The sequence below is a fragment of the Streptomyces sp. NPDC039424 genome, assembly GCF_055639495.1.
Genome location: NZ_JBVKAI010000015.1, coordinates 104180 through 116585, shown reverse-complemented (window position 1 = coordinate 116585; position 12406 = coordinate 104180). Strand labels below are relative to the sequence as shown.

The 12406-nt window shown below is 70.9% G+C and carries 10 protein-coding genes and 1 tRNA gene; 4 read left to right on the top strand and 7 right to left on the bottom strand.

What is annotated here, in order from left to right; all coding sequences use genetic code 11:
- Positions 1-9 precede the first annotated feature (9 nt).
- On the top strand, positions 10-351 hold the full coding sequence (locus ACZ7L0_RS31095; protein WP_471245845.1) for a hypothetical protein: 342 nt from the start codon (positions 10-12) through the stop codon (positions 349-351).
- A gap of 64 nt (positions 352-415) precedes the next feature.
- Here the strand turns inward: ACZ7L0_RS31095 and ACZ7L0_RS31090 are convergent, their stop codons facing one another.
- Together ACZ7L0_RS31090 and ACZ7L0_RS31085 are read right to left on the bottom strand one after the other, a co-directional pair.
- Positions 416-1264 carry a hypothetical protein gene (locus ACZ7L0_RS31090; RefSeq protein WP_471245844.1) on the bottom strand — a complete coding sequence of 283 codons (849 nt, stop codon included), beginning with the start codon at positions 1262-1264 and terminating at the stop codon, positions 416-418.
- A 232-nt stretch (positions 1265-1496) separates the two neighbouring features.
- Positions 1497-1571, bottom strand: a tRNA-Val gene (locus ACZ7L0_RS31085).
- Positions 1572-1724: 153 nt separating this feature from the next.
- Here ACZ7L0_RS31085 and ACZ7L0_RS31080 point away from each other — a divergent pair.
- Both ACZ7L0_RS31080 and ACZ7L0_RS31075 read left to right on the top strand, forming a co-directional pair.
- The gene (locus tag ACZ7L0_RS31080) at positions 1725-2993 is read left to right on the top strand and encodes a hypothetical protein (RefSeq protein WP_471245843.1); all 1269 of its coding nucleotides are present in this window, start codon (positions 1725-1727) and stop codon (positions 2991-2993) included.
- A gap of 78 nt (positions 2994-3071) precedes the next feature.
- Positions 3072-3659, top strand: a complete 588-nt coding sequence (locus tag ACZ7L0_RS31075; protein ID WP_471245842.1) for a DUF4383 domain-containing protein — start codon at positions 3072-3074, stop codon at positions 3657-3659.
- Here ACZ7L0_RS31075 and ACZ7L0_RS31070 read toward each other — a convergent pair.
- The 3 genes from ACZ7L0_RS31070 to ACZ7L0_RS31060 form a co-directional block, all read right to left on the bottom strand.
- Complete coding sequence (locus tag ACZ7L0_RS31070; RefSeq protein WP_471245841.1) at positions 3647-4822, bottom strand: amidase domain-containing protein; 1176 nt, start codon at positions 4820-4822, stop codon at positions 3647-3649. The two genes, ACZ7L0_RS31075 and ACZ7L0_RS31070, sit on opposite strands and share 13 nt — an antisense overlap.
- A 109-nt stretch (positions 4823-4931) precedes the next feature.
- Positions 4932-6215: a polysaccharide deacetylase family protein gene (locus ACZ7L0_RS31065; protein WP_471245925.1), complete on the bottom strand. Its 1284-nt coding sequence runs from the start codon at positions 6213-6215 to the stop codon at positions 4932-4934.
- A 59-nt stretch (positions 6216-6274) separates the two neighbouring features.
- A complete protein-coding gene (locus tag ACZ7L0_RS31060) occupies positions 6275-8644 on the bottom strand; it encodes a transglycosylase domain-containing protein (protein ID WP_471245840.1) in 2370 nt (789 codons plus the stop codon).
- Positions 8645-8864: 220 nt separating this feature from the next.
- Here ACZ7L0_RS31060 and ACZ7L0_RS31055 point away from each other — a divergent pair, with 220 nt between their 5' ends.
- The gene (locus tag ACZ7L0_RS31055; RefSeq protein WP_471245839.1) at positions 8865-9089 is read left to right on the top strand and encodes an FmdB family zinc ribbon protein; all 225 of its coding nucleotides are present in this window, start codon (positions 8865-8867) and stop codon (positions 9087-9089) included.
- Positions 9090-9109: 20 nt separating this feature from the next.
- On the opposite strand, the gene ACZ7L0_RS31050 is transcribed toward ACZ7L0_RS31055, so the two are convergent.
- Both ACZ7L0_RS31050 and ACZ7L0_RS31045 read right to left on the bottom strand, forming a co-directional pair.
- Complete coding sequence (locus ACZ7L0_RS31050; protein ID WP_471245838.1) at positions 9110-9922, bottom strand: HAD family hydrolase; 813 nt, start codon at positions 9920-9922, stop codon at positions 9110-9112.
- Positions 9922-12396, bottom strand: coding sequence for a phosphoribosyltransferase (locus ACZ7L0_RS31045; RefSeq protein ID WP_471245837.1), 2475 nt, complete (start codon positions 12394-12396; stop codon positions 9922-9924). Before ACZ7L0_RS31045 ends, ACZ7L0_RS31050 begins: the two co-directional genes overlap by 1 nt.
- Positions 12397-12406: the final 10 nt, after the last annotated feature.

The following is a 12406-nucleotide window of genomic DNA, read 5'->3' as shown; positions in this document are numbered from 1 at the left end:
CATTGAGCTGTGGCTGCGACCTATGACTTTCCGAGTGACCTCCTCGCCGGTCAGGAGGAGCTGCATCAGGTCAGAGCCGAGCTCTCGGCCCTGCTCAAGCGGCTGCCCTGGTCGGTCGAACCGCTGGACGGCTTCAGCGACGAGGGCGGCTGGCGCAAGGTGGAGCGCCCGGCCTCCCCGGGCTGGACGGCCGACGAACAGGCCGAGGTGGAGAAGCTGCGGCAGCGGGAGCACGAGCTGGCGGTGTTCGTCAGCGGTCACCGCTTCTGGGCGGAGGTGGCCGCGGGCGACCGCGTGGACGCCCGTATGAAGCTGAAACACGCCAACGAGACACCGGAAGACGGCGAGTAGCGAGACCGCGGCGAGGACGAAGACCCCGGCGGGAGGACCGCCGGGGTCTTCTCAGCTCGCGTGCTTACCAGAACACGACGAGGTAGCCGTTGCCGCCGGCGGTGCCGGGGGAGCCCGGACCACCGGGCGTGGTGTTGCCGGTGCCGCCGGCGCCACCGTCCCCGCCCTCGCTGCTGTTCGTCGGGGGCAGCTGGACGATGCCGTCGATCGCCCCTCCGCCCGCGCCGCCCTGCGTGCCGCTCTCACCGTTCTCACCACTGCGGTTCACCGCGGTGACGCTGTTGCAGCTGCCGATGCCGCCGACACCGCCGGCACCGTTGCTGCCGGCACCGGACGTGCCACCGCCACCCGCGCCACCGCCCGTGCCGCCCGTCGCGGTGAGCTGGACCGTGTTGCTCGGGGAGGACAGCGTCGTCGCGGTCCCGCCCGTACCGGCGCCACCGGCCGATCCGTTGTTGCCGCCGGCCGGGCCGCCGGGACCGCCGGTACCGCCGCCTCCGCCGATGCCCAGCGTCACCGGGTAGCTGTGCCCGGGCTGCACCGGGATGACACACCAGGTGAAGCCGCCACCGCCGCCTCCACCACCGACACCGCCGGTACCCGTCAGCGGGGCACTGGCACCGCCGCCACCACCGCCGCCACCGCCGCCCGCGCCCCAGGCCTGGACATGCACCGAGGTGACACCCACCGGGGGCGTGAAGAACCCGTTCGTCGTGAACTCCCGCACCCCGTGGATCACCAGGGGCACGGAAGGCGGACGGGGATGCCCGCTCGCCGTGGACCTGTCGTCCGCCTGGGCGGCGGGCGCCAGGGTCAGCAACTGGCTGGAGAGTGCCGCCGCCGCCGCGACGGAGGTGAAGAGGACCCGACGACGCGTCCGGGGCCGCCGAGGAGTGATGCTCTGATTGTCCACGTCCTGGTTTCCTTCCCCGCGGCGGGCCCACAGCTGTCGCGGAGTGCGAGGGGGTACGAACTACGGAGAGGGCCCGCGAGTTCATCGGACCGTCGGTCGCCGGACCCCGCACTCCGGGAAGCCCGAACTTGGCCCGCGGGGGTGATCCACCCGCTCAGCGGAGGGAAAAAGACCAAGGCCCGGGCCAACCGGGCAACCCCGACGGCCTGGGCCTCGATCACGTCCTGAGAACTGGTGGGCGCGGACGGTTTCGAACCGCCGACATCCTGCTTGTAAGGCAGGCGCTCTACCCCTGAGCTACGCACCCGGGACGAGTCGACAGCCTACATTGCCCGGGGCCATGCCCTGCAAACCCATACGGGCAACCTCCGGAAACCGCGAACTGATCGACCCGTGTATTCGTCTACAACGGGTGGGAGAATGTCTCCTCGCAGGGCCAACCACGGCACAGGAGAGGGATGTGGCGGCGACACCCCGAAGGACTTCCGGTCCGGTCCGTGGCTGGTTCGGCGGGCGGGCGGAGAGTCAGCGGGCGGAGGCGCAGGCGGCCAAGGACGATGCCGCGGCGGCGTTCTACGAACTGGACACCGCCCAGCGCGACCTGCGGATCTCCATAGAGACGATCACCGCTGTGGACGACTCCCCGGCGGCCCGTCGCGCGGTCGCCGACTTCGAGGCGCTCGGGGGGCGGATCGACGAGGCCAGCCGCCGCTATATCGAGGCGGTGGACGCGCACGATCTCGACCGGGACGACCTGGAGGCCTCCGTCGCCGTCCGGGCCCGTACCGAGCTGACCGGCGCCAAGGACGAGCTGGTCGGCGTCAAGCAGGAGCTGGACCGTTTCGGCGGCTCTCTCGGGCCGCTGCTCGGCAAGGCCGAGACCCAGCTGGCCCGGCTGGCCCCGGCCGTCGAACGGGCCCGGCAGGCGCTGCTGGCCGCCTCCAACGCCCTCGACGCCGTACGGGAGTCCGGGCTCAGGGCCGACGACCTCGCGGCCCGGCTCGCGGCCCTCTCCCCCGAGCTGACCAAGCTGAACCAGGGCGCCGGGCAGCACGGCGTGCCGCAGACGCTGGAGCGGGCCGAGCGGGTCGCGCGGGAGGCGGAGGCTATCCGCGCCGAGGCCGCGCGGCTGCCGGAGAAGGCCGCCGAGATCGATCACCGGCTGGTCAGCCTGCGGACCCGCGCGCAGGCGCTGACCACCCGGGCCGGGCAGGTCGAGCCGGTGCTGAGCGAGCTGCGGCGCCGGTTCGCCGCCGCCTGCTGGCAGGACCTCCAGCAGGTGCCCGAGCAGGCCGGTGAGAACGTACGGCAGGCCGAGCGGAAGCTGTCCGAGGCGCAGGCCGCCCGGGACGCCCAGCGCTGGCCGGACGCCACCTCGCTGCTGTCGACCGTGCGGGCGCTGCTGAACGCCACCGACGAGGCCGTGTCGGCCGCCGGGGACCGGCTCCAGCGGTTGAACGCCGTGCAGAAGGATCCGCAGCGGGAGATCGACCGGACGCGGTTCGCGATCCGGGACGCGCAGCGGCTGGCCATGACGGGCCGGACGACGCCCGACCCGCGGCACGCCCGGCCGCTGGACGACTCCGTGGCCCGTCTGGAGCGCGCGATCGCCTCGCTGGAGGGCCGCCACCCCGACTACTGGCACTTCCTGACCGAGACCGAGGCGGTACGGGAGACGGTGGCGCGGGTGGTGGCGCAGATCCGCGAGGAGCGCGGCAGCGCCCACTGAGCCGTTGCCGCCGGGGCGCGGCGGGCGGATATTGGGAGATACGTACGTTCTGCGCCCCGCACGGACAGGGAGGCGGAGATGGCCTCACACGCAGTGCACTCGGAAGGCCGCCGGCGGATCAGGTTCGACGAGCACCTGCCCGTCGACCACCGGCTGAACACCGTCTACCGGATCGGCGCCGGTCTGATGGGCCTGTTCCTGCTGGTCTTCGGGATCTTCGGCGTCATCGACCACATCGGGTTCTTCGACACCGGCGGGAACACCGTCATCGGGCTGAACACCAACGGCACGCTCAGTGTGCTGTCCATCGTCGTGGGGCTGGTGCTGTTCGTCGGCATGGTGATCGGCGGGAACTTCGCCTCGTGGATGAACATGGTCCTCGGCGTGCTGTTCATCCTGAACGGCTTCCTGAACCTCGGCCTGCTCGACACCGAGTACAACTTCCTGGCCTTCAAGATCCAGAACGTGCTGTTCAGCTTTGTGGTCGGCCTGCTGCTGATGGTCTTCGGGATGTACGGCAGGGTCGGTACGTCCCTGCCGCACGACAACCCGTACTGGCGGGCCCGCCACCCCGAACCCTCCCCGCAGGAAGAGCGGGAGGAGCCGGGGCGGCGGGAGGAGCCGGGGCCGCTGTTCCGGCAGCCCCCGCGAGGTCAGGTGCGGTAGGCGTAGAACGCCGCGTTCGGGTACGACGCGACGAGGCTCGCCACCGACCTGTTGTAGGTGTTGGTGGAGTGGTACGTCACGTACGGCACGCCCTGCGGGCTGCGGTAGGTGACGATCATGGTGTGGTCCTTGGACCCGTCCTTGTTGAAGTCCATCTGCAGGACATCGCCGATGTCCTCCTGGTAGACGTTGGCGAGGCTGGTGACCCGCTTCGAGGACAGGGCGAACCAGGAGAACTCGTTGACGCCGACGAACGAGTCCGACTGGATCTCGGAGTTGCCGAACCACTTGTGGAAGTCCGTCCCGTCGCCGGGGACGTGCTTCCAGCCGCCGGCCTTCAGGGCCTGGCTGACGAAGTTGGTGCAGTCGCCGCCGGCGCCCGCTCCGTTGAAGTCCGGGTAGTCCTTGTTGTAGTTGTTCCAGTACTTCGTCGCGTAGGTCACCATCGCCTTGTAGTCGTAGGCGGCGCCCGTGAGCTTCTTGGCGTTGGCCGGTGCGGGCCAGGTGGTGGCCGAGCGGGGCGCGTCGGGCGGGCCGTCGTCGGGGGCGGGGGCCTTCACGGCGACGGTCGGCTGCTTGGCCACCTGGTTCACCGCGATGTAGCCGTTGTCGGTGTCCCGGACGTCGGTCAGCTGCCAGTTGCCCTGCCGGTCGGCCTTGAACGTCAGCTCATGGTGGGCCTGGAAGCCGGTGGTCTTCGGCTCGGTGCCCTTGACCTTCGCGTAGGTGAGCGAGGTCGTCTCGGTGACGTCGGCCTTGGCGGTGCGGCCGGTCACCCGCGTCGCGTCCAGCGTGACCCGGGTGCTGCCGGCACTGTACTTCTCGCCCAGCTTCGCGAGGCGGGACTTGCGGCCGCGCAGCTCGGTCAGCGCGGAGCTCTCCTCGCGGGACTGGGCGGCGGACAGCTTGACGCCGCCGGAGAAACCGGACGTGGCCTGCTTCTTGGCGCCCCCGTTCACCAGGGCTTCCGTGCGGTCGGTGAAGACCGCGTCGGCCAGCCGCTGGAAGGTCGCCTTGGTCGCCGTGTCCACGGTCGGATCGTCGACGACGGCCGCGCCGGCGCTCCAGTTGGGCACCAGGGCCACTCCGGCGACCACGGAGGCGGCAGCGGCCGTGATTATGGCGGTGCGGCTCCGCTTGCGGCTCAGTTTTCTAGATTTCAATGCTGTTCCCCTCTACACCGGTACACCTACCGGGGGATGGCATCTTCGCACGGCACGTGAGTCGGTTGTGAAGAGGGGATGCACAAGTGGAACCAACGGGTTACAGAGGTCACTTGACGACCGTCGACCAGTCTCCCGGCGCCTGCGCCGGGTCCAGGCTGCGCAGGTTCGCCAGGGTTTCGGGCTTCTGCACGTCCATCCAGTCGGCGAGCTCCTTGAAGGACACGCATTTGACGCCCTTTTTGGTGCACACGTTCTTGATGACCTGGTCGATGGCTTTCATGTAGATGCCGCCGTTCCAGTCCTCGAAGTGGTTTCCGATGAACATCGGCGCCCGGCTGCCGTAGTAGACGCGGTTGAAGCCGGCCATGTAGGCGTCGAGGGTCTGCTGCTCCCACTCGGCGTACTTGGCGGGATCGCCCTGGGTCTCACCGTTGGACTGGTTGTAGAGGAAGTTGAAGTCCATGGACAGGGCCTGGGTCTTGTCCGTGTACGGGAGCCCCTGCAGCGGGAAGTCCCAGATGCCGCTCTTCTTCTTCGGCCAGATCTGGAATTCGCCCGGGGAACTGGCGTCATAGCGCCAGCCGTAGCTCTTGATCGCCTTCAGCAGGTTGGGCTGGCCCTCCAGGCACGGCGCCCGGCCGCCGACGACCTCCTTCTTGAAGTCGAAGGGCAGCGCGGGGATGTCCTTGAAGCCGGTGTTGGTCTTCCACTTCTCCGCGAAGTCGAAGAACTGGTCTATCTCGCTCTTCCACTCCTTCACGCTCCAGTCGCCGCCGCCCTTGGCCTCGCAGAAGTGGCCGTTGAAGTGGGTGCCGATCTCGTTGCCCTCGTTGTACGACTCGCGCAGCTGCTCGATCGTGTCGCGTATGTGGTCGTCGGTGGCGTAGTCGATCGCGGCGTCGCCGGGCTTGTGCTGCGGGCCGTGGTAGAGGTCCTTCTTGCTCTTGGGCAGCAGGTAGATGCCCGTGAGGAAGAAGGTCATGTGGGCGTTGTACTCCTTGGCCAGCTCCCGGTAGTGCGAGAAGAGGTGGTCGTCGCCCTGCAGCGCGCCGTCCCAGGAGAAGACGACGAACTGGGGCGGCCGCTCACCGGGCTTGAGGGGCACCGGCTTCAACTGCCCCTTCTGCGGGCCCGTGTAGGAGGTCGACCCGTCCCCGAGGATCTTGGTCTTCCCGTCCCACTTGGGTTCCGCGGTGCTCTTGGGGGCGGCCTTGCCGGTCTCGCCCGCGCCGGCGGAGGCGGTGGGCGCGGTGCGGTCCGGCCGGGTCAGCACCAGGTAGCCCGCGATCACGGAGGCCACGACGAGGAGGGCGGCCAGGGTCATGACCTGCGGGCGGGTGGCCCGGGGGCGGCCTCGGGACTTGCGGCGGCGGCCGGTCGACGACTTCATGCGGGACATGCGCGGCTCATTCTGCGAGGGAGGTGGGGGTTCCATGGGGGCCACCGGGGTCAGCCGAGCCCCGTGGCACCCGACCAGACGGCGTACGGGACGCTGTCCGCGCCGGTGCCGGCCAGTCCCTTGAGCGGCAGCGGCTCCAGGGACTTGGTCAGATCGATGCGGTAGACGACCACCGCGGTGGACACGGAGGAGGCGGTCCCCGTGTACCAGGAGGCGGTTTCGTCCTCGGTGGTTCCGGCCTTTCCGGCCACCTGGGCGGTGGCGGGCGCCGCACTCGGGTGTGCGATGCGGAAGGACTCCGTCAGCGCCTTGGTGACCTGCTGGGCCACGTCCGCGCCGACCGCCCGCCGCGGGCGCGGGGTGGCCAGGGCGACCTGGGCGCCGTTGCGGGTGATCCGGCGCACCGAGTACGGCTCGGTGTGCTTGCCGGAGGCGGCGAACGTGGCGTATCCGCTCGCCATCCGGATGGCACTGGGCGTGGAGTTGCCCAGGGACAGCGCGGGTATCTGCGGGCCCATGCTGGAGGGGAGCAGGCCGGACGCCTCGGCGGTCTGGCGCACCTTGTCGAGGCCGGTGTCCATCCCGAGCTGCATGAAGGGCGCGTTCACCGACTGGGCGAGCGCACTGTCCAGGCTGATCGGCCCGTAGGACTTCCCGTCGTCGTTGTGGGCGGCGACCCTCTTGCCGCTGCGGTCCCAGTAGGGCCCCTCGGGCGTGGTGACGATGTGGCCGTCGTTGCCGTCGTAGACCGTCTCGGGCGTGACGGGGGTCGGGAGGCCGTTGCGCTTCTTGACGACGCCGTGCTCCAGACCGGCGGCGTAGACGAACGGCAGGAACGCCGAACCGGCCTTGACGGTGGTCGCGTTGGACTCGTTGTAGCCCTGTGTACGGTGGTCGGGGCCGCCGTAGACGGCGAGGATCCGGCCGTCGGCGGCCACCGAGGCGGCCCCGTAGTGCGCGGTCTTCGCCTCCTTGGGGTGGTTCTTCTTCGCCTGCTTGCGGGCCTTGGCGACGGCGTCGGTGAGCGCGGTCTCCCGCTTGCGGTCGAAGGTCGTGTAGATCTGGTAGCCGCCCAGGTCGAACTGCTTGTCCGTCATGTGCGCCGCCTTCTTGGCGTACTGCGAGGCGACCTCCACCAGGTAGTCGCTCTGCTTGCCGGTGTCGTACAGCGGGTTCGTCTTCAGGGGCTCGGGGAACTTCGTGTACTTGGCCCGCTCGGACCGCGACAGCTTGCCGATCTTGACCATCCGGTCCAGGGTCCAGGACCAGCGCTCCACGGCCCGCTTGTGGTTGGCCTTGCTGAGCGTCGGGTCGTACAGGCCGGCGCCCTTGAGCAGCGCGGCGAGGGAGGCGGCCTCGGAGGCGTTGAGCTTGCTGACGTCCTTGCCGTAGTAGGCCTGGGCGGCGCGCTGGATGCCGTAGGTGCCGCGGCCGAACCAGCTGGTGTTGAGGTATCCCTCGAGGATCTGGTCCTTGGTCATCTTGTTGTCGAGCTTGAGGGCGATCATCGCCTCGGTGAACTTGCGGCTGACCGTCTGGTTCTGGTTCAGGTAGACGTTCTTCACGTACTGCTGGGTGATCGTGGAACCACCCTCGGTGTCGCCCTCGCCGACCGTGCGCCACAGGGCCCGGGTGATGCCCTTGAGGGAGATGCCGGGGTCGCTGTAGAAGCTCTCGTTCTCCGCGGCGAGCACCGCCCAGCGGACGTCCTCGGGTATCTCCTTCAGCGGCATCGCCTGGCGCTGCACCCAGCCGGTGCGGGCCATGGGCGTGCCGTCGGACCAGAAGAAGACGTTGTCCTGCTGGGTGGCATAGGAGTTGAGGTTGTCGGGTATGTCCGTGGCGGCGTAGGCGACGACCAGGAACAGGCCGGTCAGGCCCACGGCCGTCATCCAGGCCCCCAGCCACTGGCGCCAGGAGGGTATCCAGCGGCGCCAGCCGGTGCGGCCGGGGCGCGGGTAGACCGGTTTCAGCTTCCGGGCGTACGGGGCTATTCGGGCGGCGTAGGGCGCGAGGTGCTGCGCGGCGGTGGCGGTGACACGAGCCAGGGCCGGTGGCAGTGCCGGTTTGGGGCGCGGTTTGCGGCGGCCGGTGGTCCGGGCGGGCTGCCGGGCGGGCTCCTTGGGCCGGAGCACGCGCAGCGCCATGGTCTCGTCCGGCCTGGGCGGGGCGTCCTCCTGGGGGGCGTCCTTACCGAGGGCTTTCTTGCGGAGGACGTCCTTGCGGAGGGCGTCCACGCTCAGCTGCATGGTTTCGTCGGCCTTGGGCAGGGCATCCGCACGTAGGGCGTCGACCTTCAGCTGCATCGTTTCGTCGGCCGGCAGCGGCGCCCCGTCCCCCTGCCGCCCGGGCGCGGCACGGCGCCCCCGGGAACGGCGGCCTTCCGGCGCAACGCCCTCCCCCTGCCCGTCCTCGGTCACTACTGCGTCTCCCTCCGCACTCCATGTTGCTCGCGCGGGTCGACGCAGCTGCCGCAGACACGGCTGCCGGCCCCCATTATCCCCCGCCGCCTCGCGGCTCTCGCGGCCCTACAAAATTATCAGCGATCTTTTCAATTTCTCCGCACAAGAGCCAGACAGAAACCAACACATAAGAAACGGAGAGCAGTGTGTGTTTGGTCTCGCCGGTTACCCTGGGCCCATGCCTCGCTACGAGTACCGCTGCCGGAGCTGCGGCGACACCTTCGAACTGAGCCGTCCCATGGCGGAGTCCTCCGCCCCGGCGAGCTGCCCCGCCGGCCACGACGACACGGTCAAGCTGCTGTCCACGGTCGCGGTCGGCGGCTCGGCCACCGCCCCGGCACCCGCGCCCCGCGCGGGCGGCGGCGGTGGCGGCGGGTGCTGCGGCGGGGGCTGCTGCGGCTGACGCCTTCGGGGCGCCGGCGGCTACCGGGGCGCCCGGGCCGCGCTCAGGAACTCCCGCAGGATCCGCTCCCCGGCCAGCACCCCGCGCTCGGGCAGGGCGGTGATCCCGGGCGCCGTCCAGCTGGTGTCGGCCAGCTCGCCGTGGCCCGGGCGCCAGCCCCGGTCCACCGCCAGCAGCAGGTCGGCGTCGAGGAGGGAGTCGCCCGCGCCGAGCACGAGCTCGGCGCCGGTGCGGCGGGCGACCTCGCGGACGGCGGCGCTCTTGGTGAGCGGGCCCGGCACGGCGTAGATCTTGCGGCCCTGCAGGGAGACCGTCCAGCCGAGGTTCTCCGCCCACACGGCGAGCTCCTTCACCCACTCCTCGGGCAGCAGCTCGCGCTCCACGACGAGGTAGGCGAACAGGTCCTCGGCGACGCGGTGCTTGCGCACCCAGACCGGGTCGGCGGTCCGCAGCAGATGGTCCTGCACCTGAGCGAGCGGCGCGCACTCGCCGGCCAGCCGGTCGGTGACCTGGCGGTGCCAGTCGCCGTCCGACACGCCGTCCACCAGCAGATGGCCGCCGTTGGCGCAGATCGCGTACGTCGGCTCCGGGCCCGGCAGGTTGATGCGCTGGTACTGCTTGCGGGTGCGGGTCGTCGTCGGCATGAACAGCGCCGTGTCGCCGAGGTCGGTGAGCAGCCGGGCCGCCGTCTCCGTCATGTACGACAGCGGCCTGCTCTCGTGCACCTCCACGCACAGCATCCGGGGGGCCCGAGCGTCCGGCATGGTCAGTGCCAGGGCCGCCGCGGAGTAGATCAGCGTACGGTCGAGGTCGCTCGCCACCAGCACCGGCATCAGACGTTCACCGCCTTGCCGTCGGCGCCGGTCGCGCCGCGCGTGTACTTGGGGTGGATCAGGCCCACGCAGGTGTACGGCAGGTCGTCCACCTCCTCCACGGGTACGCCCCGTTGCTCGGCCAGCAGGCGTACGTGGTCCAGGTCGGCGCCAGCCCCGGCCCGGGCCAGGATCTTCCACGGGACCCGGCGCAGCAGCACGCGGGTGGTCTCGCCGACGCCGGGCTTGACCAGGTTCACGTCGTGGATGCCGTACTCCTCGCTGATGCGTTCCACCGCCTTCCAGCCCTCCCAGGTGGGTGAGCGGTCACCGGCCGCGAGGTCCTTCACGGCCTCGGCCACGCCGTCCGCGACGTCCTGGAAGCGGGCGGAGACGGCGTCCAGGAAGGCCACGGACACATCGGCTCCGGCGAGTTCGCGGTAGAACTTCGCACCGTGGAAGTCGTGCGGGCCCACCAGGTCGGCGCGCAGCACGGTACGGGAGATCAGGCCGGAGACGGTCGAGTTGAGGCAGGCGGAGGGGATCAGGAAGTCCTCGCGGGTGCCGTAGGTGCGCACGCACGAGCCCGGGTCGGCCAGTACCGCGATCTCCGGGTCGAAGCCGGTGATGCCGTCGGAGGCCTCGAACTCCTCGATGGCGTCGGCGAGTTCCCGGGTGATGGCGCCCTTGCCGGTCCAGCCGTCGACGAAGACGACGTCCCTCGGGTCGTGGTGGGCGGCCAGCCAGCGCAGGGCGTTGGCGTCGATGCCCCGGCCGCGCACGATCGACACGGCGTAGTGCGGCAGTTCGAGGCCGTGCCGGAACTGGGCCCATCGGCGCATGAGGACGCCGACGGGGGTGCCGGCGCGGGCCAGGGAGACGAGGACGGGCCGCGGTGACCGCTCGGCGATCACCATCTCCGTCACCACGCCGACGGCCTGCGCGATCCGGGCGGCCGAGGTCTCCAGCGCCGCGTGGAACAGCGCCTGGTACCGCTCGCTCGGCTGGTACTCCACCGGCAGCGACTCGGCGTAGTGCGCCCCGCCGCTCTGGATCGCCTCCTCGCGCTCCTCGGTCGGCGCCTCCAGCGTCACGTCCGAGAGGTCCCGCAGCAGCCAGCCGACCTCCTCGGGCGCGTACGAGGAGAAGGCGGGGCCGCGGAGGGGCTCGGGCAGCATGGAGGGCCTTTCGGGGACGTACGAGGGTACGGCGGCGAGCAGGACGTGCGGCGTGTGCGCGGCGAGCTGGGCCAGCAGGCCGTCGGGGGCGTGCAGTGCGGGGGTGTCGGCGACCGAGTCGACGACGGCGACGACCGCGTCGAAGCCGGCGCCCGCTACGTTGTAGGCGTAGCGCTCGCCGGGGCCGTCGGCGGGGTCGTCGTGGGCGGGGAAGACGATCCGGCTGCGTATCGCGTAGCCCGGGTCGTCGACCGCGAGGACGGGCGAGCGGGTGGTCGTGGAGTACCGCACCTCGGCGTCCACCACCCGCTCCAGCGCCTCGGCCAGCCGCAGCGGGGCGTACATCAGCTCCTCGAACCCGAGCACCAGCACCCGCTGGGCGTCCGCGGGTATCACCTCGGCGACCCTGGCCGCCATGGCGGGCAGCGCCTCCTCCAGCCGGCCCCGGTGCCCGGGCGTGAACCCGTGCCGCCCCCCGTCGGGAAGCCCCACCGGCCAGTCGACCCGCATCCGCACGACCCGACCGGAAACACCCGCCCCGGCCCCCGCACCCTCGCCCGCCTCAGCCGCGCCCGCGCCGGACGCGCCCGGTGTGGCCGGCTCGTACCGGGACACCAGTTCCTGTCCCTTCGCGAGCACCCCCTCCGGGAGGAGGACCGTGCCGGAGGCTGCGGCGATCAGGTCCACACGGGCGCCGATCTCGTGGGCGAAGTCGGTGAGGCGGCCCAGGTCCTGCGGGGAGCGCATGTCGACCAGGGCGACCACGACGTACCGGTTGCGCGGGTAGCGCTCGTGGAGGTCGCGGATGGTGTTCAGGACCGTGTTGCCGGTGGAGAACTCGTCGTCGACCAGGACCAGCGGGCCGTCGCCGGTCAGCAGCGCCGGGTCCTCGGGGAGCAGCAGGTGCGAGGTGGCGTGCGAGTGGGACTCCTCGAAGCCGCCCGCCGGGGCGATGCCGGGGACCGGGCGGCGGGTGGAGTGCAGGTACGGGGCGAGGCTCAGGCCGTCGGCGACCGAGTGGCCGAGGCCGGTGGCGGTCTCCGCGTAGCCCAGGACGACCGCGCGGGCGGCCTCCTCGTCGCCGAGCAGGTCGCGGACCCGGCGGCCCAGGGCCACCCCGTGGCCGTACACCACCGAAGGGGACTGCGGTACGTGCTTGCCCAGCACGTTGGAGACGAGGAGGTGGGCCCGCTTGGGGTTGCGCCGCAGCGCGAGCCCCAGCAGGCCCGTCAGCGCGTCGTCGCCCGTGAGCTCGACCCCGAGCCGCTCGGTGACCCAGGCGCCGGACCAGACCCCGTCGTTCACTGCCTTGTTCATACGTCCCTTG